Here is a 22747-nt window from a genome sequence, read left to right as displayed (position 1 = left end):
TTTACTGTTTAGAAGTTCTATTCTAATGCTAGGTAATTATTATGAAATTTATCTTTTCTGAAAAAAATTCAGATATACAAGTGCAGTTAAATCCGCATGCAAAGCATGTGATAACGGCAAAACCCAATGAAGTTTACCAATTAATTGATTCTGAAACAAATCTTTCACCGCTAGATATTAAAGCACTTCGTAAGTCAGATGATCTTATTTTATCTAGTAAAGAACAAGAGTTCGAAGTTGTAATTAAAGATTTCTGGGAAGAATGTAAACCAGGAGAAGAACAGTGTTATGCAACTTTAAATGTATTAGATCAAAACGGGGTCATGGGGGAAGTCACTATTACTCAAGATGGTCCTGTTTTAGAGCATTTAGTTGCTGGTGAAACCGGTACTCTTTCTGATAATGATGATGGAATTGGTCTATTTTTATGGGTTGCTGGTTCTATCGGTAGTGCATTAGCGATCTTTTTAGCTAATAGAAACCATGGTGGTGATAATAAAGGTAATGATGCCGATGTTACCGCACCAAGTAAACCAGGATTAACAGCTGAAGATGATGGTTCTGTGTCTATTGATTTACCAAAAGATGCAAATAAAGGTGATTCTGTAGATGTTACTTTTGAAGATGAGAATGGTAACTCAAATACTGTCACATTAGAGAAAGGCGATAATGGCTGGACATCAAGCAATCCGGACTTAATTCCTGATACAGATAACAATCACGTCACCATTCCGAATGACAATATAAAAGATAACAGTGATGTTACCGCAAGTGCGAAAGATCCGAGTGGTAATAAAAGTGATGATGTTACTGTAACAGCAAAACCAGATCCCGTAACAGACACACCAGTTTTAAGTATTCCCGAAGTGGCGGATGGTTATGCGAATGCAGATGAACTGAAAGATGGTTTACAGGCCGAAGTGACCTTGCCAGCAGGCACTGTAGAAGGTGCAGAAATTACACTGACTATTACTCGTCCAGATAACACCACTGAAACTATTACACATACCGTCACGAAAGATGAAGTAACGGCGGGCAAAGTGTCAATGGATATTCCGAAAGGCGCGGTACAAGACGGTCAAAATAGCGTAGGTGTCAGCTTGTCACAAGGTAGTAATCCAGCTAAACCAGGGAATAAAGTGGAATTTGCTGTTGATGGACAAATTCCAGGCGACACCGACGGTGACGGCGTGGTAGATACTACTCCGGTGGTGACCATTCCAGAAGCAGCTGACGGCGTGAATGCTGACGAGCTAAAAGACGGCGTACAAACCGAAGTGACCGTGCCAGCAGGCAGTGCGGAAGGGGATAAACTCACCCTGACGATCACCAAACCTGACGGTAGCACTGACACCGTTGAACACACACTGACGGCGGATGAAGTGACTGCGGGTAAAGCCGAAGTGACTATTCCGGCAGATAAAGCAACTCCGGATGGCAATTATTCTGTGAAAGCAGAAATTACCGATCCTGCGGGTAATACGAGTGGTGAGGGTAAAGCAACAGACTTTACGGTCGATACGGTTGCCCCTTCAGCACCAGAATTAAAAGCAGAAGATGACGGTTCGGTGTCTATTGAACTGCCAACGGATGCCAATAAAGGTGATACCGTAGAAATTACGTTTGAAGATGAAAACGGTGACAAACATACGGTGACCTTAGAAAAAGGTGACAATGGTTGGACATCGGATACCCCTGCTTTAATTCCGGATAGCAATGGTGATAAAGCGACGATCCCTGCGGATAATGTGAAAGACAACAGCGAAGTAACGGGTGTTGCCAAAGATCCAAGTGGCAATGAAAGTGACCCTTCAACTGTGACTTCAAAAACCGATGGTGTCACCGATGCACCAGTGCTGACTATCCCAGAAGTGGCGGATGGTTATGCGAATGCAGATGAACTGAAAGATGGTTTACAGGCGGAAGTGACCTTGCCAGCAGGCACTGTAGAAGGTGCAGAAATTACGCTAACTATCACTCGTCCAGATAACACTACTGAAACTATTACACATACCGTCACGAAAGATGACGTGACGGCAGGCAAAGTGTCAATAGATATTCCGAAAGACGCAGTACAAGACGGCCAAAACAGTGTTGATGTTAGTTTAACTCAGGGAAGTAATCCGCCGAAACAAGGGAATAAAGTGGAATTTGCTGTTGATGGACAAATTCCAGGCGACACCGACGGTGACGGCGTGGTGGATGCATTACCGCAAGTGACTATTCCAGAAGCAGCTGACGGCGTGAATGCTGACGAGTTGAAAGACGGCGTACAAACCGAAGTGACCGTGCCAGCAGGCAGTGCGGAAGGGGATAAACTCACCCTGACGATCACCAAACCTGATGGTAGCACTGACACCGTTGAACATACGCTGACGGCGGATGAAGTGACTGCGGGGAAAGCCGAAGTGACTATTCCGGCAGATAAAGTGACGGCAGACGGTAACTACGCTGTTACGGCTGAAATTACCGATCCAGCGGGTAACACCAGTGGAAAAGGTCAGCCAACCGACTTTACGGTCGACACTCAAATTCCAGGCGACACTGACGGTGACGGCGTGGTAGATACTACTCCGGTGGTGACTATTCCAGAAGCAGCTGATGGCGTGAATGCCGACGAGCTAAAAGATGGCGTACAAACCGAAGTGACCGTGCCAGCAGGCAGTGCGGAAGGGGATAAACTCACCCTGACGATCACCAAACCTGACGGTAGCACTGACACCGTTGAACACACACTGACGGCGGATGAAGTGACTGCGGGTAAAGCCGAAGTGACTATTCCGGCAGATAAAGCAACTCCGGATGGCAATTATTCTGTGAAAGCAGAAATTACCGATCCTGCGGGTAATACGAGTGGTGAGGGGAAAGCAACAGACTTTATGGTCGATACAGTTGCACCATCAGCACCAGTATTAAATGCGGAAGATAATGGTTCTGTTTCCGTTGAACTGCCGGGGGATGCAAATAAAGGTGATACAGTTGAAATTACCTTTGAGGATGAAAATGGTGATAAACAGACTGTAACAATGGAGAAAGGGGATAATGGCTGGACATCTAGTGATCCTAATTTGATCCCAGACAGTCAGGGTAATAACACTACTATTCCATCTGATAATGTAAAAGATAACAGTGAAGTGACCGCAGTTGCTAAAGATCCAAGTGGTAATGAAAGTGATCCGGCAACAGCAACATCTAAAACAGATGTGTTACCGACAGTGAGTATCAGTGTTGATACAACATCAACGGATAGCAAAGGGGATAAGATTAGTGCAGATGCCTCTGTTTCCGGTGAAGTAACTGAAGTTCCTGCAACCGTTGAAGACACAGATGGTACTACCGGATTAGTGTATACCGTTGCTTTGGATTCTGTTGCAGCACAAGATGTGACTGTGACAATAACCTTAACAAATGGTGTGGGTCATGCCAGTGCGCCAGATTATTCAACGCTTGCAGGCTCTCAGCACGACGGAAAAATTGTCCTGCATGGTGACACAGGCAAAGTAACGTATGATGGTGCATCAACAGTAACGGTTGTTATTCCTGCTGGCTCTAAGAGTGTTTCATTTATGGTTGATCCAACAATGGAAGCTAACCAAAATGCATTTAATGCCGAGGGTATGGAAAAAGTGGTTGCAACCATTACGGGAACATCTGACAACGCTACAGCCGCAACAGATATAGTAAATAATGCGGGTGCTTCAGCAACGGGTGTTATTTATGATGGTAACCCGATTTCATTACGTAATCTGGATGGTGATTTTACGCTGAAATATTCGTTATCCTCATCTAAAGCGGGAACAAACGATTTTGGATATACCATCGGTGTTAACAGCGGTGATGCTGATCCTATGTTAACAACTGATTATAACGATACAATTTATGTTGGTTATTATCAGGATGGTAGCGAAACTTCATCATACAGCAATGTGGCTAACTCTTCAGATAATGGACCTGATGGTACAAAAACAGATGGTAATCAAAGTATTACAACTGTTGATTTAGGGGCTGGTGATGATCTGATGGTGGTTCGCGGTAATATGTTAGCCAATACCCGAGTCTATGCTGGTGAAGGTAATGATACTTTTACTATGGATGGTATGAATACGGCGTTGCGTGTTATGTATGCTGGCAGTTATCTCTTTATGGAATCTGGTGATGACACCGTTACGATTAAACGTACAGGGGTAACAAATGCTGGCCAAATCTATCTTGGCTCAGGCAGTGATACTTTTACCCAAGGTGATGCTAATTCTCAAAATAATACTGAATTATCTGGTTTATTAGATCTGGGGAGTGGTACTCAAGCTAAGTCAAATCTGCCAAAAGAGTATCTTTCTGTTTATCAGGATGGTGGCAATTTCAGTCTGGGTAATGACAATAATATTGACGCGGTTACGGATGTTAATACTGTCACTATTTATGGTTCTGTATCTGGTGAAATTCTAGGTGGATACGGTAGTGATAATATCACTATCACTAAAAACCTAACTGGTAATGTTTCTGTTGGTGATAATGCTGATACCTTAACTGCTGGGTGGATTTATGGTGGTGCTACTGTTTCTATGGGGGACGGCAATGATACTGTTACCGTTACTGAGGGAGCATATAACACAACTATTTCACTAGGGGCAGGAGATGATGTATTTGATTCCACTGGTGCAACTTTAGGTTCAGCTGCGACGACCATTGATGGTGGTGACGGGAATGACACAATCAAAATAGGCACTATTTCAAATGGTAAAATAACCATTGATGCGGGTGCTGGTGATGATATCGTTGTTCTGACAAAAGACTATGATCCTAAACCTATTGGTAATCAGGGTTATATTAATGGTGGAGAAGGTAGTGATACTCTGGTTCTGACAGGGACTATTTCTGTCAATCTGGCGACAGGGAAAGATGAAGGTATTGCTGGCTTCGAGAAAGTTGATATGACTGTTGGCAGTGATCTGAAAGTAGATAATGCATCTCAAACCGTCAAATTAACAGCATCGGATGTATTGGGAATGAATGCAAATTCAACGATTTATATTTCCGGTGATGCTAATGATAAAGTTGATTTAGGGGCTGACGGAGTTAACACCTTAGGGACATTTACCGCTACAGCCACAACAACTAAAGCAACTGCATTAGATGGCACTGAGCATACTTATACGCTTTACAGTAGTGCAAGTGGTGCTAATGTCTATATCGATAATAATATTATTGATAATGGAGGTGTTTTCTAATTATCTGTTTTAATTAAATCTAAGGCTGCTCGTTCGAGCAGCCTTATTATCCAATCATAAATTTCTATATTTAGATTGTATTTTTTATTAGAGGTAATATCTGTGTTTTCTATAAATAAACTCAAAATAATAACGTTTGTTATTTTTGGAGGCGTATTATTTAATTCACATGCGAATTCTTTAAAATATATATTAAATAACTCATTAAATAATGCGCCCGAATTATTAGAAGCTAAAGCCGATATAGATATAGCGGTTGCAAGAGTTAATCAGGCTAGGGCTCAACATTTTCCCGTAATAAGCGTCACTGGAAATAAATTATTAGGACAATATCATCGTGATGAAAGTGATTATGATAATAATAGTTTTACTCCAGGACTAAGAGGAGAATTAAATCTCTATTCTTTTGGTGGAATAGAAAATGATGTTGAACGTAATGAAAAAGAACAGCTCTATTATCAATTTAAATATAGCGAAACGAAAGAAAATGTCGCTTACACCATATCAGATCTCTATTTAAAAGCATTGTTAGCCAAAGAATCTATTGCGGTAAAGAAAAAAAGCTTAGATAGGCATAATAGAATTATCTCTGAATTAAATGTGATAGCCCGTAATGATGAAGGGCGTATTTCTGAATATGTTCAGGCAGAAGCAAGAAAAATATTAGTAGAGCAAGATATTAACTATTATGAAAAAGAATTAATGACAACGCTGAGTACGTTATCAAAATATACAGGGTTTCCGGTTGGAGAGAGTGATCTTGTCAATCCTTTTGATGGAATGACAGTCAGTGATATGTATAGAGAATTCACTGCGGAAAATAATAATCAAAATCCGGCCTATCTTGTGAGCCAAGCCGATATAGACGCTAAAAAAATGGGCGTTAAAGTTGAAAATAAAAAACAATTACCAAGAATTAATTTAACTGGAAATATGACTAAAGATGATCGTCAGATAGGTATTGATGTGACATGGGATATTATTAATTTTTCATCATTATATTCTGTTGATGAAAAAGTAAGTCAGTTAAATGCGGCTCAACAGAGAATGGATAGGGTTATTCGAGACATTGAAGAAGCAAGACGTTTATCGGTAATTAATATCCAAAAAAGTACTCAAAAATTAAAGATATTAGATGCACAAATTTTATCATCGACAAAAGTAGTCGATTTTTATCAATTACAATTTAATGTTGCACGCCGTTCTTTGTTAGATGTTTTGAATGCAGAAAAAGAGTTATCTGATGTTGAATTATCTTACGCCACAACATTGGGCGATCTCAGACACGGGATGCTTGATTATTTGTATGCACAAGGAACACTTTCTCGCTGGGCACTTAATTCACTCACACACTAATAAATTAAGGTAAATATTGTAGTTATGAAATTGATCATAGAAGGTCTTTCTCTTACAACTCAGTTATTAGGCACACATTTATCCGTGGCTACACTAACTGCGCATACAATCCGTACCGCAAAGATGGGAATTGATTTTTCATCACTGATTGAATATCTGAAGAGTGAAGGATTTGAAAATACATTATCACAACGTTTATTAGATGATATTCCCTCTCTGGCTATGCCAGTATTATTATTATTAAAAAATGAAGAGAGTGCCGTTTTAACAGAAATTTCATTTGATGAAACTGGGCAGCGTAAATATAAAATTCAGCAAGTCGATGGTTTATCTGTTTGGTTAACTCAATCAGAATTAAATGAAAAGTATTTAGGTTATTGTTGGTTTATTAAGCCTCGTATCGCAACAGATGTACGTTCAGAATTGCCCGAATATACGATGCCTAAGGCATGGTTTTTTAAAGTTATTTGGCGCTTTAAAAAATATTATTATCAAATTATTCTCGCCACTTTTGTGATTAATTTTCTAGCACTTGTTAGTTCATTATATGTCATGAATGTTTATGACAGAGTGATACCAAATAAGTCATATCAAACTCTCTGGGTTTTAAGTATTGGTGTAATTCTTGCAATATTATTTGAATTTACAGCAAAGATGATCCGAGGACGGTTAACTGATATTGCTGGTAAAAAAGCTGACCTAATTATCAGCTCGGCTTTATTTAGAAAGGTTACCAATCTTAAATTACAGGAAAGACCTATATCATCTGGTTCCTATGTTAATAATTTACGAGATTTCGAATCTGTCCGTGATTTTATGACGAGTGCGAGTTTATTAACATTAGTAGATATGCCTTTTTTAATTTTATTTGTATCTGTAATTGCGCTTGTTGGGGGCAATTTAGCTTTTGTACCACTTACGATAATTCCACTGGTTATTATTGTTGGGCTTTTAGCTCAAATACCTTTATCAAAATATATTAATGAATCGATGAAGGAATCATCTCAAAGACAAGGATTAGCAGTAGAAGCTATTGAAGGTATAGAAACGTTAAAAACGAATAATGCAATGAGTTGGGCACAAAAGCGTTGGGATTATTACACGGCAAAAACAGCTTCTTCATCAATGAAAGTTAAAAATATCAGTAATTTTGTTATTTATTTTGCTGTTATGATGCAACAGTTAAATACGATATTTTTAGTTATTATCGGTACTTATTTAATTCATAGTGATGATCCCGCAAATAAAATTACGATGGGGGCTTTAATTGCAACAGTTATTTTATCCGGTAGAGCATTATCACCATTAGGGCAAATTGCGGGTTTAGCTATACGTTTTCAACAGGCTTGGGTCGCATTAAAAGGTGTAAACGGCATCGTTGAAAGACCTTCAGAACGTGAACCTGATAGGAAATATATTACGTTAAAACAAATGAATGGAAATATAAAATTCCAAAATGTTTCATTTGCTTATAATCAAGATAGTAGCAGTGTAGTGAAAAATTTATCATTTGAAATAAAGCCGGGTGAAAAAGTTGGAATACTTGGGCGTATTGGCAGTGGTAAATCAACGACTTTAAAATTAGCAGCTGGGTTATATCCGACGGAACAAGGGAACATCACATTAGATGATGTCGATATTCGCCAAATAGATCCTCATTATTTGCGTAATCAGGTGTTGTTATTAGAGCAGGAACCAAGGCTATTTTTAGGTAGCTTAAGAGAGAATCTTGATTTAGCTCGTATGGATGGTTTTTCTAGTGATCAAGATTTGATTGTAGCACTAAAGCGATTTGGTTTAGATAAAGTCATTAAAAAGCATCCAAGAGGCTTAGATATGTCCTTGGGGGAGAATGGGTTAGGTCTTTCTGGTGGGCAAAAACAAATTGTTGCTTTGGCTAGAATGACGATGAGAAATCCAAAAGTTGTCTTACTTGATGAACCAACAACGGGACTTGATCAATATTCAGAAATTCAGGCATTAAATGCCATTTCAGCATGGTGTCGCACAAGAACATTATTAGTTGTTACTCATCGACCTCAGGTTCTGAGTATCGTCAACCGAATAATTGTTGTTGATAACGGTAAAGTTGTGATGGATGGCCATAGAGATGCGGTTTTACAGCAGTTAGCTAAAAATGAAAAAGAAAAACAAATGACTGTTCACTCAAAAGCCAAAATAGATAAGTAAGATTGAGAACGTTGAAATGAATGAATTAAATAAAAAACAAGTGACGCCTCCAAGTCATTCTAAAGAAGCTTTTTCTAATAAGGATTTAGCACTTCTAAATGACTTACATGCAGCACTTCAGCACGAAAAACATCATAAGAGCTTTATGATGATCACAATGTTGCTGATTTTTTTGATTATTTTTGTTATTTGGGCATGGAACAGTAGTCTTGAAGAAGTTACTCGTGGGCAGGGTAGTATTATTCCCAGCAGCCGGGAACAGATCATTCAGACACTGGATGCCGGAATATTAAAAAGCATGGAAGTCAAGGAAGGGGATATTGTTGAAAAAGGACAGGTATTGCTGACTCTGGATGATACCCGTTCCTCGGCTATTTTGAGAGAGAGTGAAGCGAAAGTTGATAATCTTGAAGCCATTCGAGCAAGACTTAAAGCGGAGGCATATTCTACTGAACTAAAATTCCCTGAGGGATTAGCCGCTGATTTAGTGGCGCGTGAAACAACGGTATACAATATACGTAAAGAGGCGCTGGGATCAGGGGTAAATAATTTACAAAAAAGCAAAGCTTTATTAGACAGAGAGATCGCAATAACAAGACCTATTGTTGCACAAGGTGCGATGTCTGCTGTGGAATTGTTGCGAATGGAGCGACAGTCAGCCGATATTCAATCTCAGATAAATGAAAAGAAAAATAAATATCTAACGGAAGCAAGTGCTGAATTAGTTAAAACGGAAGCAGAATTAGCTCAGGCAAGGGAAAATATGGCAGGGCGTGCTGATCCGGTCGAACGAGCATTAATACGGGCTCCATTAAGAGGTATAGTCAAAAATATACGTATTAATACTGTTGGCGGAGTAATTTCAGCAGGGCAGGATATTATGGAAATTGTCCCATTGGAAGACCAACTATTAGTTGAGGCTTATATCAGCCCGAGAGATGTTGCTTATGTCCGTACAGGAATGCCTGCATTAGTCAAACTAACTGCTTATGATTACGCTATTTATGGTGGATTGGAAGGTATTGTTACTTTAGTTAGCCCAGATACATTGCATGATCAAAAGAGACCTAGTGATTTAAAACTCAATCAAGATGAAGCTTTTTATCGTGTGTTAGTCACTACACAGAGTAGTCATCTTACTGACAAAAACGGAAAGGAATTACCTGTCATTCCAGGGATGATTGCTGGTGTGGATATTAAGACGGGTGAAAAAACAGTATTTCAATATTTGATTAAGCCAATAACTAGGATGAAACAAGCATTACAAGAAAGATAATTCTATTTTTAATATTATGCAGTCTTGTTCATATAATAAGGCTGCATTAGAAATAATATTTTAAGAGAACAAGAAAAGTCATAATGCAATAAAGGGATTGTCTCGTTTGAAAAGAGATATTGAAAATTATGAAGAGTAGAAAGCAAAAAACCAGCCCTAAGGCTGGTTTTTCTAAAGATGGTGCCCGAACTCGGAATCGAACCAAGGACACGGGGATTTTCAATCCCCTGCTCTACCGACTGAGCTATTCGGGCTAACGAGGCGCATTAAACCGTATTCAGCGTGATGCGTCAACGTCTTTTTAATAAAAAATGCAAAAATAAGTTTGTTTGCTTTCTTTTTACTCTATTCGAGTTTAAATTTTCATCATAAGCTATTTTTTAGTAAAAAATGCTTAAATAACAATCAGTAAAGATATTCACTTTTTTGCATATCAAAGAGAAAACCTTCTCTTTTTTTGATGATTAAATTTGTTTTTTGCTACTCTACAGATAGAAATTGAGTACAAACAAAAAAACAGATCATTTGTCTCGTTTTCTAACGCTTACAACTAACTTAATGCACCATTTTTTCGGCATTGAGCAATCTTAAGAATATCTTCTGCCAATAATTTTGCTGTAATAATATCATCAGCATGATGATTCACCATTAAACGGCTTAAACAGCCTTCTAAGATGAGCTCCATCTGTTTGGCAACTAACTCGCTATCTTCGATATCAAGCTCGCGTAGTAGCGTTCTAGAGTAATCAAATGAGCTTTGTTTTTGACGTTGGCTTAATTGGTGGATTTGAGAGTGCTCATCAGGATATGCGCTACAAGCAGCAACAAATAAACAACCTGGGAATCGGTTTTTTTCTAAACGCATAGCGAGTTGATCGTAACGTGCCAGTAGTTTTTGTTCGATAGAGAGTTCTTCATCTAACATTACTTGGCGTTGCCAAATATCAATTTGTTGTCCGTGGTGGCGAAGACAATCAAAAATCAATGCATCTCTATCAGGCCAGAAAGGGTGAAGATCAGATTCGTTGATACCCGAATCTTGAAGAAGCTCAGGTAAGGTTGCAGCTAAGCCGTATTGCTCTAATTGGATAAGTACGTGGTCTAATAACGCTTCACGTTGCACGGAAATCTCCTTAAATCACGTTGTCGCGAGAACATCATAATTAGCAGACTTTAGCTAAAAATGAAAGCGAGGAGCGATAAGCTAAAATGAAAATACCCCATCTTGCGACAGGGTATTTTCTTATTTTTTATTTCTTTTAAGTGCTAAGCACTTTTTTGCAATGTTTTAATTTTTTACTTCAAACTACAAAATCATACCGCCGAAGAGGAAACCAAATCCGACAGCTAATACCACACCAATAGTACCTGGGATAAAGAATGGGTGGTTGAAGACTAATTTACCGATACGAGTTGTACCTGTGTCATCCATTTGAACTGCTGCAACCAATGTTGGGTAAGTTGGCAGAATGAACAGACCAGAAACCGCAGAGAAAGAAGCAATTGCAGTTAATGGAGTTACACCTAATGCTAAAGCCATTGGCATTAACGCTTTCGCTGTTGCTGCTTGAGAATATAACAGAGCAGAACAGAAGAAGAAGATAACTGCTAATAACCAAGGATGGCCAGTGATTAAGTCACCCGCAGTCAGTTTGATCCAATCGATGTTACTTGAAACGAAAGTATCACCTAACCATGCAACACCCAGAATACAGATACATGCACTCATACCTGCTTTAAAGGTGCTTGAGTTTAGGATGTTGTCAGTTTTCACTTTACAGAAAACAGTGATTAAGGTTGCAACACTCAGCATGATGATAAGAATGGCGTTAGTGGTGTTCATTAACGGTTCTTTCACGATACCTAAGCTTGGGCTGTTGATAATTGCATAAGTTACAACACAGACAACACCCAGTAAGAACAGCATTACAGATGATTTAGCACCTGATAATGTTTCTCTACGTTCTTGGCTACCACGTAATTCAACCAGACCTTGTTCTAAACGCTCACGATAGACAGCATCATCAGACAGTTTTGAGTTAAATACCCAAGACACGATAAATGACATCAGAATGATAGCAAGGAAAGTTGCTGGTAATAAGATAGACAGCAGAGTGATATAACTTACAGTGTTACCTTCACCCACCATTGCAGGGTTTTCCATGACAGAAGCCATGTAAACAACAGCCGCAGAGATAGGAGATGCAGTAATACCGATTTGAGCTGCAACAACACCGGTTGATAAAGGACGGCAAGGTTTGATGCCTTGTTCTTTTGCAACTTCAGCGATAACTGGTAGTGTTGCTAAAGAGATGTTCCCTGTACCTGCAAATAGAGTTAAGAAATAAGTCACAATAGGCGCAAGAATTGTGATGTATTTTGGATTGCGTCTTAACAGTTTTTCAGTTTGGCCAACAAGATAATCCAAACCACCAGCAACCTGCATCGCAGAGATTGCGGCAATAACAGCCATAATGATGGAGATAACATCAAAAGGGATTGAACCAGGTTTAACACCGATAGCAGCTAAAACTAAAACCCCTAAACCACCGGCAAACCCGATACCAATTCCCCCAAGTCTCGCACCGAGGAAAATGGCCAGCAGAACGATAATCAATTCTACGGCTAACATAGCGTTTACTCCTTGAGATAATTAAAAAAATGAGAAAGATAAGTTAAATTTTTGTTTTTACAATCAAGTAAAAAGGCACGTCCCTTAAAGAGTCCGTGCCTTGTATTTTTAAGAGCTCATTCTTATGTTTAACATGGTTATGTTATGAAACATAATTATTAATCATCAAAGCGTTTTGCTTTGTAAGCCGGGTTTTTTAAGTTCTCAACAGAGAAGATATCATCCAGTTGTTCTTCGGTTAATAAACCACGTTCTAGAACAACTTCACGTACACTCTTACCTGTTTCTGCACAAATCTTACCAACGATGTCGCCGTTATGGTGACCAATGAATGGGTTCAGATAAGTAACGATACCGATTGAGTTAAATACGAAGTGTTCACAGATTTCTTTGTTCGCAGTGATACCATCAACACATTTTTCTACTAAGTTACGGCAAGCGTTGCTTAACAGAGAAATTGATTCGAACATTGCTTGACCAATTGCAGGTTCCATTACGTTTAATTGTAATTGACCAGCTTCAGCTGCCATAGTGACACAAGTGTCATTACCGATAACTTTAAAGCAAGCTTGGTTAACAACTTCTGGAATAACTGGGTTTACTTTAGCTGGCATGATTGAAGAACCTGCTTGTAGTTCTGGAAGATTGATTTCTTTCAGACCTGCACGAGGACCAGAGGACAGTAAACGTAAGTCATTACAGATTTTAGACATTTTCACAGCTAAGCGTTTTAATGCACCGTGAACCATGACATAAGCACCACAGTCAGAAGTTGCTTCAATTAAGTCTTCTGCTGGAACACAAGCTAAACCAGTTACTTCTGCTAATTTTTTAACAGACAGTTCTTGGTAACCAGGCGCTGTATTCAGACCAGTACCGATAGCTGTTGCACCTAAGTTCATTTCTAACAGTAACTCAGCAGTGCGTTTCAGGTTTTTGATTTCTTCTTTCATCAGTACAGAGAAAGCGTGGAATTCTTGACCTAAAGTCATTGGTACAGCATCTTGTAATTGAGTACGACCCATTTTCAGGATGTCTTTGAACTCAACTGCTTTTCTATCAAAACCTGCTTTCAGCAGTTCGATAGATTCTGTTAATTTGATAATAGAGTTATAAACCGCTACACGGAAACCACAAGGATAAGCGTCGTTTGTTGATTGGCTCTTATTGACGTGGTCATTTGGGTTCAGGTATTGGTATTCACCTTTTTGATGGCCCATTAATTCCAGACCGATGTTTGCGATAACTTCATTGGTATTCATATTTAATGAAGTACCTGCACCGCCTTGGAATACATCAACTGGGAATTGATCCATGTGTTTACCTGTTTCTAATACTACGTCACAGGCTTTGATAATCGTATCAGCGATTTCACGAGGAATAGTGTGAAGCTCTTTGTTTGCTAATGCAGCAGCTTTTTTCACCATTACCATACCGCGAATGAATTCTGGAACATCATTGATGGTACGATCACTGATGTAGAAGTTTTCAATTGCACGTAAAGTGTGGACGCCGTAGTAAGCATCAGCAGGAACTTCTCTTTTACCTAACAGGTCTTCTTCGATACGAGTTTTATTTGACATGAGAACCTTCTTATTAAAATTTTAACTGTCTAGTTATGCGCTTGTTAATAAAATATATCGTTAACGGTTAATAATGTAATATAACTTACCGTTTTGCTTGGTACTGACACGATCATATTCGGGTTGTGAACAAATACCTTTAAGCTGGATCACTTTATACGTAAATAACCTCTAAATATTTTCTTTTTGTGATCTATCTCATGGATTTTGCAGTTCTACTTCTCTTTTTAACGCCCCTTGAAAAGGAGTGTTAGGCTCCCCATTATTATGTAGATAAACTAAGAAAAAGCGAGTTCGTAAACCATCACCTTAGATGTAGTTCACACTCCTTTCTATTAATAATATGAATCTTTTTTTATAAAAAGGAGAACCAAGTGCGTTGGCTCCCATTAATTGTTATCTGCCTTCTTATCTATATAGAAGCCGTTATTTTCGTCAATGTGGCATCTTCTATTGGCGTTCTTACAACACTATTCCTTGTGGTGCTGACTTCTTGTGTTGGTGTCTCACTGGTAAAAAATCAGGGCGTAAAAAATATTGCTTCAATGCAACAAAAACTTGCAGTGGGTGAAGTGCCAGCAGCAGAAATGGTGAAAAGCGTTTCATTAATACTGGCAGGTATTTTACTGTTGATCCCAGGCTTTTTTACAGATTTCTTGGGCTTGCTGTTGTTATTACCACCATTGCAAGCACTATTAGTGACGAAACTGATCTCTCGAATTCAAATTTATTCAGCAGGTCATGGTCAAAGTGGATTTTCTTCTAATCAGAATGGATCAACCTTTGAAGGCGAGTTTCAGCGTAAAGAGGATTCTCCGAGTAACCAACTGAATAATAAGACGGAAGATCAGGATAACGACCATTTTTCTGACAAAAAATAATTAGCCCAAAGCATAATCAACTGAAATGGGGAAAATTTGAAAAAAAATCACACTTCTCCCCTTGAAGTTTTACTGGATGCCCCCACCTGTATCGTCATGGTACTGGTTCATCTTGGGCACTGGTATCAACCTTAATCCTGATATGGACTTTTTTATAGGAGCACTATTAATGAAGATTCGTCCATTACATGACCGTGTTATTGTTAAACGTAAAGAAGTCGAAGCTAAATCAGCAGGCGGTATCGTACTGACTGGCACTGCGGCGGGTAAATCAACTCGTGGCGAAATTTTAGCCGTAGGTCAAGGCCGTATTATGGAAAACGGCGACGTTAAACCGCTGGATGTTAAAGTTGGCGATATCGTAATTTTTAACGACGGTTATGGCGTTAAAACAGAAAAAATTGATAACGAAGACGTGCTTATCATGTCTGAAAGCGACATTTTAGCAATTGTAGAAGAATAATTTTTCTCTTTTAAGATCTTCTTAAACTGAACGAATTCAAAGGAAATATACGATGGCAGCTAAAGACGTCAAATTCGGTGTAGATGCTCGTAATAAAATGTTACGTGGTGTTAATGTTCTTGCAGATGCAGTTAAAGTAACTTTAGGTCCTAAAGGTCGTAACGTTGTTTTAGATAAATCTTTCGGCGCACCTGTTATTACTAAAGATGGTGTATCTGTTGCTCGCGAAATTGAACTCGAAGATAAATTCGAGAACATGGGCGCACAGATGGTGAAAGAAGTTGCTTCTAAAGCCAATGATGCGGCAGGTGATGGTACTACAACTGCAACAGTATTAGCACAATCAATCATTGCCGAAGGCTTAAAAGCAGTTGCCGCTGGCATGAACCCTATGGATCTGAAACGCGGTATCGACAAAGCTGTTCTTGCAGCCGTCGAAGAACTGAAAAAACTGTCTGTTCCATGTTCAGATACTAAGGCGATTGCTCAAGTTGGTACAATTTCTGCTAACTCTGATGAAACCGTTGGTACTCTGATCGCGCAAGCGATGGATAAAGTGGGTAAAGAAGGTGTTATCACCGTTGAAGAAGGTACTGGCTTAGAAGACGAGCTAGACGTTGTTGAAGGTATGCAGTTTGACCGTGGTTATCTGTCTCCTTACTTCATCAACAAACCTGAAACGGGTACAGCAGAATTAGAAAACCCATTCATTCTGTTAGTTGATAAAAAAGTTTCTAACATCCGTGAATTACTGCCTGTCTTAGAAGGTGTTGCTAAAGCTAACAAACCTCTGCTTATCATTGCAGAAGACGTTGAAGGTGAAGCACTGGCAACATTAGTTGTGAACAACATGCGTGGTATCGTTAAAGTTGCTGCTGTTAAAGCACCTGGCTTTGGTGACCGTCGTAAAGCAATGTTGCAAGATATCGCAACATTAACTAACGGTGCTGTGATTTCTGAAGAAATCGGCATGGAGTTAGAAAAAGCAACATTAGAAGACTTAGGTCAAGCAAAACGTGTTGTTATCAACAAAGATACAACCACTATTATTGATGGTTTAGGTGATCAAGACGCTATCAGCGGTCGTGTATCTCAAATCCGTCAACAAATCGAAGATGCAACTTCAGATTATGACCGTGAAAAATTACAAGAACGCGTTGCTAAATTAGCTGGCGGTGTTGCAGTAATTAAAGTTGGTGCAGCAACTGAAGTTGAAATGAAAGAAAAACGTGCTCGTGTTGACGATGCTCTGCATGCAACTCGTGCAGCGGTTGAAGAAGGCGTTGTTGCGGGTGGTGGTACTGCGCTGGTTCGTGTTGCTAACGCTCTGCGTGATATGGTTGGTGATAACGAAGAACAAACAGTGGGTATCCGCGTTGCATTACGTGCAATGGAATCTCCAATGCGTCAAATCGTTGCTAACGCAGGTGAAGAGCCATCTGTTGTTGTAAACAACGTGAAAGCGGGTGAAGGTAACTACGGTTATAACGCGGCAACTGATGTTTACGGCGATATGATTGATATGGGTATCTTAGATCCAACTAAAGTTACTCGTTCTGCACTGCAATTTGCAGCATCTATCGCAGGTCTGATGATCACAACAGAAGCAATGATCACAGATTCACCTAAAGATGACAAAATGGATTTAGGTGGCGCTGGCGGTATGGGCGGCATGGGTGGAATGGGCGGCATGATGTAATTCATCAGCTTACCGTTTTACAGAGAAAACCCGAGCTTAGGCTCGGGTTTTTTTATGTCTAAATACGATCGAGATTTGAAAATCACTATTGTAAATTAATACTTAGTGGGCAAAGAATTTCGAAAACTTTCAAAAAAATATTTGATATTTTCTCGTCAAATCCGATATTGGGCACGAATTGTCACTTCTGGAGTTTGGATCAGATCCTGTATATCTTATTATTAGTATACATAATATCCCCTTTTTTGGGGTTTATTTGTTAACATAATTCGCATATCATACCTTTAGTACACAAAATCACCCCTTATAAAGGGTGGTTTCGTTTGAGGTAACACTATGGATTTAATAATCGCTGTTAATACTTTTGAAAAATTCGCTAATCAAGGCAGAAATATTTTTCTCACCAGAGATTTAGAAATACTCTTTCCTGATGAGTCCCAAAAAACACTGCAAAAATCAGTCGATCGATTGGTCTCTGCTAATGTGTTGAAGCGAGCGTCAAAAGGTGTATACATCTATTCGCATGGCTCGTTAGGACCTTATCCTTTGGAGCGCTTAGCCGAAAATATTAGACGAGGCCATTACAACTATGTCAGCCTTGAATCAGCTTTGTCTCAGTATGGTGTTATTTCACAGATTCCCATCGATAGATTAACCATTATGTCAACGGGGCGTTCAGGTGAGTTTAAAACCCCTTGGGGAGTTATTGAAATTACTCATACGAAAAAGAAACCGTTTGAAATCATCAATACAACCATAAAAGGAAGAGGGCCGATGAGGATCGCGACGAAGGAAACGGCTGTTAAAGACTTGATACGGGTTGGTAGAAACACACACCTCATTCAACCAGAGGAACTTTATAATGACTGACCTCGTTGATTTTAACAAATTGGTTGATGATATTGTCATGCAAAAAGGCTATGTCTCCAATAGACCTGTCGTAGAAAAGGAATTGTTTTACTATGACATTATTTTTGCTTTATCTTCGGCAGGTCTTTTAAAGAGTCTTACATTTCAAGGTGGTACATCACTCAGGCTTTGCTATAACTCAAACAGGTTTAGTGAAGATCTGGATTTTGCTGGTGGTCGTGACTTTTGTTCAGAGCAGATGCTTGAAATTAAAGGCTGCATTGAAAAGTATGTTGGTGAACGTTATGGATTAGAGGTCGTTGTTAAAGAACCTAAAGAATTGAGAAAGGAGCCGGAATACGCTGATGTTAAAGTTGATAAATGGCAAATTTCAGTGACGACCAATCAGGGTAAAAATGATTTGCCGAAACAGAAAATCAAAATAGAAATAGCCAATATCCCAGCGTACACACAAAGTATAAAAACACTTGTTTCAAACTATGAGCAGCTCCCAAGTGGATACTCTGATCTCATTATTCGCGTGGAAGATCTCACAGAAATTATGGCTGATAAATTGGTATCTTTCCCAGCAACGACAAGTCATATTCGATATCGAGATATGTGGGATTTGGTATGGTTACATCAGCAAGGTGCAAAACCTGACGCTGAATTGGTCATGAAAAAGATTGCTGATTATAAACTGAATGATGAATTTGAAGGGGTGTTACAGGAAAGGATTGGCTCTTTACCCATACTGGTGAAAAGTGCCAGATTTGAAGGTGAAATGAAACGCTTTTTACCCGTATCCGTAGTAGAGAGAACCATCAATCAGCCGGATTTTCTGATATTTCTACAATCAACCCTTCACGAATTGCTGATTACTATCCAAACAGATATCTATGGTAGCAAAGATCCGAAATCAGAGAAAAAATTTGAAATGTAGATAACAATTTAAGCCCAGATCTAGATAATGCAGTGACCCTAATGACTAAGGTCACTTCGTAGACTCGGGTCTTTTTATGCCGTTTTATTTCAGAATTATCAGATAATTCATTTTATATATAATTAGAAACAACTTATTTCTTTACAATTAGGCAACAGATCGTTTTTACTGCACCGCTTAAAAAATATTAAATAAATTGGGGTGCTCACCATGTCTGTCGTCGCAATTGTACTTATCTTTCTTTTTGCCGTGATTGTGAGTGTGTTTATCTCACGATTACTGTCAGAAAAAATTCCTTTGCCATTAATCCAAATTGCGGTTGGCGCATGTTTGTCGATCTTTGGCTTTGAAGTGGCGTTTGATCCACATCTTTTCTTGTTCCTCTTTATTCCTCCATTGCTGTTTTTAGATGGTTGGCGTATTCCCAAAGAGGCGTTGTTCCAAGAGATTAAACCGATTATGTCGTTAGCGATCGGTTTAGTTGTTGTTACCGTAATTGGGATGGGCTTTTTTATTCATTGGCTTATTCCTTCTATTTCGCTTGCGATTGCTTTTGCATTAGCCGCGATTTTATCGCCAACCGATCCTGTTTCTGTGTCTGCAATGACAGTCAATTCGCCACTTCCTTCACGTATGACACATATTTTAGAAGGCGAGTCGTTGCTTAATGACGCTACAGGCTTAGTCTGTTTTAGCTTTGCGGTCGCAGCAGCATTAACAGGTTCTTTTTCTATTACTTCAGCAACGGGGCAATTTTTATTAGTTGCTTTAGGTGGTGCTGCGATTGGTTTGATTGTGGCTGGCGTGATTGGGCGATTAAATCAGTTTTTGGTTAAACGTACTGGTGAAGATCCAGCTATCCAAATCTTGATCAGCTTATTGATGCCGTTTATTGCTTATTTATTAGCGGAGCATTTCCATGTATCTGGGATCTTAGCAGCGGTTGTTGCTGGTATTGCAATGCACTACGAAAAAATCGTGGGTCGTATGCAAGCAGCGACACGTATGCAAAGTAAAGCGGTTTGGGATACGGTTCAGGTTGCACTTAATGGCATGATTTTTATTCTATTAGGCGAACAACTTCCTGCAATGTGGAAAATTTTACCTGAAGTGACGCAATCGGCGGGTGCAACTAATCCTTGGGCAGTTGTAGGTTATATTATCGTTATTACAATCGGACTTGCTGTACTGCGTTTTTCGTGGGTATGGGTATCGATGTCGCTGACGGTATTCCGTTCTCCTAATAAACGTTTATCTCGTCATGATCTGCGCTTAATGGCGATTATGGCAACAGCGGGTGTTAGAGGTGCGATTACACTAGCAGGTATCTTAACCCTTCCTTTATTAATGACAGATGGTTCACCTTTCCCAACACGAGATCTCGCCATCTTTATTTCCATGGGCGTTATTCTCTGTTCATTATTGATAGCCACAATTGCATTGCCGATTTTAACTAAAGGGCTATCAGAAGATTTACCTTATGAAAATGATGAAATTCGTACGCGTTTGGCGTTAAACGAAGCGGCGATTGCGCATATTAATGAGCTAATGAACCAACCTTGTGAAGATCTTGATGAGATGTCACTACGCAATGAGGCAGGTTCACATTTATTAGAAATTTATAGCCGTCGTCTTGATAGTGAAGACAGTGTGCAAGAAGGGGCGCTTGATCTGAAACGCTTGTTTAGCATGGAGCGTCAGTTGTCTCGCAGTGCATTAAAAATAGAGCGCGATACATTACAGCAGTTACGTAAATCACGTCATATTAGCGAACATATTTTTCATCGTTTACGCCATGAATTAGATTTAAAAGAAGAAGCGTTGAATCATCATTTGAGTTAATTTGTTCAATATTATCTTCAGATAGCGGTTTGCTGTCTGAAGACTTTTAAAAAAATGAACTAATTGTGTGTTCATTCTCGCACTGTGTAGGCTGAAAATAGGTCAGATCGTTTTAAAAGCATAAAAGCGGTGTAGAATAGGGGCATTATTGCTTTGTCTATCTCAAAGCTGAATTTGTACGTTAAAATAAGTTTGAAGCGAAAATAATATCTTAAGGCTATTGGCTAATGTGAGATAGTGATGATGATTTATTTTTGCGCATAAGAGAGATGACAAGGTATATTGTTGTCATTACTAAACGGACACTCAAATAAATGAGGGGATCATGCGAATTAAATTGTTATTGGGAGCTGCTGCTGCGTTGTTACTAGCAGGCTGTTCTGCAACAAACACATTAAGCACTGCGGGCTCACAGGTACAAATCACTGATACGCAACCAGGCAGTGAATGCCAATTATTAGGAACAGTGACTGGTGTTCAAAATAACTGGTTATCAGGTTCCCGTACTGAAAGCCAATCACTGCGAGGTGCTGCTAACGATCTACGTAATAAAGCAGCCGCAATGGGTGGTAACGTTATTTTTAACGTTGGTACTGGCGCAGGTAGCTTTGTTGATAGCTTTGCACCATTAGATAGCAAAATGAGTGGACAAGTTTACAAATGCCAATAAGGGCATTTTATTTATTCACTATTTATTAGTCTGCTAATAGATAAAAAGCTGTAGTCACTTCATCTATTTGAATTGAGCTACAGCTTTTTTGTTTTTGTGATATGGATTATTGCTGGCGTAATCCAAGATCTAACAATGTTTTACTAGGTTCACCACCAATTTCACGTGTGAGTTTAGGTACCATATAACCTGAAACTAAGCTCATTAGTGCTTTCATGATCTCTCTTGCTTCACTGTCTGGCACCATAAAGTGAGCAGCACCTTGCACTTTATCTAGAACATGTAAGTAATACGGCATAATGCCGGCATCAAATAGTGTGCGACTTAAATCCGCAAGGACTTCAGCACTGTCATTGACACCTCGTAATAACACACCTTGATTCAATAAAGTGACGTTGGCATTTTTTAGCTTTGAACAAGCTTCTCTCAATGCGTCATCAATCTCATTGGCGTGATTGATGTGCAATACCATGATATTTTGCAAACGTGATTGTTGCAGGCGTTTGCATAGCGTATCCGTAATACGTGCAGGGATAACCACAGGTAAGCGAGAGTGGATACGTAAGCGCTTAAGATGAGGAATAGCCTCTAATTGTGCTATCAACCAATCAAGCTCATCATCTTTCGCCATAAGGGGATCTCCCCCTGAGAAGATGATTTCATCGAGTTTTGAGTTATTTTTGATATACTCAATTGCTTTTTGCCAATTCGCTTTGTTTCCTTTGTTATCTTCGTAAGGAAAATGACGACGAAAACAGTAGCGGCAATTGACAGCGCAACCACCTTTGACCAGAAGCAATGCACGATTCTGATATTTATGTAATAAACCTGGCACCGTATTTTGTTGCTCATCTAACGGATCCGTAGAAAATCCTGGTGTTATGGTAAATTCAGCATTTGCAGTTAATACTTGTAAAAGTAATGGATCGTTAGGATCGCCTTTTTTCATGCGTGCAACGAATTCACGGGGAACCCGTAGCGGAAAAAGCCGTCGCGCCTGAGCCCCTTTTTGGAGATCAGCGTGATGTTCCAACGCTAAAAGTTGGAGTAATTCAACAGGATCACTGATTGCCTGCGCGAGTTGTGTTAACCAGACTTCTCTGGTGGGGTGATTATGAGTTACAATGTGTGCCAT

15 protein-coding genes and 1 tRNA gene are annotated in these 22747 nt (G+C 39.4%); 11 read left to right on the top strand and 5 right to left on the bottom strand.

What is annotated here, in order from left to right; translation table 11 throughout:
• Nucleotides 1–41: 41 nt before the first annotated feature.
• From ABN212_RS03770 to ABN212_RS03755, 4 genes are all read left to right on the top strand, one after another.
• Nucleotides 42–5228 (top strand): beta strand repeat-containing protein, encoded by a 5187-nt coding sequence (locus ABN212_RS03770; RefSeq protein WP_349442898.1) that lies wholly within the window; start codon nt 42–44, stop codon nt 5226–5228.
• Between the two features lie 102 nt (nt 5229–5330).
• Nucleotides 5331–6584 (top strand): TolC family protein, encoded by a 1254-nt coding sequence (locus tag ABN212_RS03765; protein ID WP_198621027.1) that lies wholly within the window; start codon nt 5331–5333, stop codon nt 6582–6584.
• Between the two features lie 24 nt (nt 6585–6608).
• Nucleotides 6609–8774: a type I secretion system permease/ATPase gene (locus ABN212_RS03760; RefSeq protein ID WP_198621028.1), complete on the top strand. Its 2166-nt coding sequence runs from the start codon at nt 6609–6611 to the stop codon at nt 8772–8774.
• Nucleotides 8775–8790: 16 nt separating this feature from the next.
• Nucleotides 8791–10050 carry an HlyD family type I secretion periplasmic adaptor subunit gene (locus ABN212_RS03755; protein WP_198621029.1) on the top strand — a complete coding sequence of 420 codons (1260 nt, stop codon included), beginning with the start codon at nt 8791–8793 and terminating at the stop codon, nt 10048–10050.
• A gap of 178 nt (nt 10051–10228) precedes the next feature.
• Here ABN212_RS03755 and ABN212_RS03750 read toward each other — a convergent pair.
• The 4 genes from ABN212_RS03750 to aspA form a co-directional block, all read right to left on the bottom strand.
• Nucleotides 10229–10304, bottom strand: a tRNA-Phe gene (locus ABN212_RS03750).
• Nucleotides 10305–10600: 296 nt separating this feature from the next.
• On the bottom strand, nt 10601–11173 hold the full coding sequence (gene dicD, locus ABN212_RS03745) for a division control transcriptional repressor DicD (RefSeq protein WP_109374260.1): 573 nt from the start codon (nt 11171–11173) through the stop codon (nt 10601–10603).
• Between the two features lie 183 nt (nt 11174–11356).
• The gene (locus ABN212_RS03740; protein ID WP_198621030.1) at nt 11357–12682 is read right to left on the bottom strand and encodes an anaerobic C4-dicarboxylate transporter; all 1326 of its coding nucleotides are present in this window, start codon (nt 12680–12682) and stop codon (nt 11357–11359) included.
• Nucleotides 12683–12840: 158 nt separating this feature from the next.
• A complete protein-coding gene (aspA, locus tag ABN212_RS03735; protein WP_109374261.1) occupies nt 12841–14265 on the bottom strand; it encodes an aspartate ammonia-lyase in 1425 nt (474 codons plus the stop codon).
• A gap of 374 nt (nt 14266–14639) precedes the next feature.
• Here aspA and ABN212_RS03730 point away from each other — a divergent pair, with 374 nt between their 5' ends.
• The 7 genes from ABN212_RS03730 to ABN212_RS03700 all read left to right on the top strand — a co-directional run bounded on the left by ABN212_RS03730 (nt 14640) and on the right by ABN212_RS03700 (nt 21612).
• The gene (locus ABN212_RS03730) at nt 14640–15146 is read left to right on the top strand and encodes an FxsA family protein (protein WP_198621031.1); all 507 of its coding nucleotides are present in this window, start codon (nt 14640–14642) and stop codon (nt 15144–15146) included.
• A 169-nt stretch (nt 15147–15315) separates the two neighbouring features.
• Nucleotides 15316–15609 carry a co-chaperone GroES gene (locus ABN212_RS03725; RefSeq protein ID WP_036914050.1) on the top strand — a complete coding sequence of 98 codons (294 nt, stop codon included), beginning with the start codon at nt 15316–15318 and terminating at the stop codon, nt 15607–15609.
• A 52-nt stretch (nt 15610–15661) separates the two neighbouring features.
• Nucleotides 15662–17308 carry a chaperonin GroEL gene (gene groL / locus ABN212_RS03720; protein ID WP_198621032.1) on the top strand — a complete coding sequence of 549 codons (1647 nt, stop codon included), beginning with the start codon at nt 15662–15664 and terminating at the stop codon, nt 17306–17308.
• A gap of 336 nt (nt 17309–17644) precedes the next feature.
• Nucleotides 17645–18178: a type IV toxin-antitoxin system AbiEi family antitoxin gene (gene abiEi / locus ABN212_RS03715; RefSeq protein WP_198630401.1), complete on the top strand. Its 534-nt coding sequence runs from the start codon at nt 17645–17647 to the stop codon at nt 18176–18178.
• Entirely contained in the window at nt 18171–19100 is a 930-nt protein-coding gene (locus ABN212_RS03710) for a nucleotidyl transferase AbiEii/AbiGii toxin family protein (RefSeq protein ID WP_198632390.1), read from the top strand. The genes abiEi and ABN212_RS03710 overlap by 8 nt, the downstream gene beginning before the upstream one ends.
• 210 nt (nt 19101–19310) lie before the next feature.
• Nucleotides 19311–20942, top strand: coding sequence for a Na+/H+ antiporter (locus tag ABN212_RS03705; RefSeq protein ID WP_198632389.1), 1632 nt, complete (start codon nt 19311–19313; stop codon nt 20940–20942).
• A 325-nt stretch (nt 20943–21267) separates the two neighbouring features.
• A complete protein-coding gene (locus ABN212_RS03700; protein ID WP_023582946.1) occupies nt 21268–21612 on the top strand; it encodes a DUF4156 domain-containing protein in 345 nt (114 codons plus the stop codon).
• 106 nt (nt 21613–21718) lie between these two features.
• Here ABN212_RS03700 and epmB read toward each other — a convergent pair whose 3' ends face one another.
• Nucleotides 21719–22747 carry an EF-P beta-lysylation protein EpmB gene (gene epmB, locus ABN212_RS03695; protein ID WP_349442892.1) on the bottom strand — a complete coding sequence of 343 codons (1029 nt, stop codon included), beginning with the start codon at nt 22745–22747 and terminating at the stop codon, nt 21719–21721.

Source organism: Proteus genomosp. 6, assembly GCF_040139785.1.
GTDB lineage: Bacteria > Pseudomonadota > Gammaproteobacteria > Enterobacterales > Enterobacteriaceae > Proteus.
Note: the sequence above shows the minus strand (reverse complement) of the source record. Positions and strands in the feature narration are given on the sequence as shown.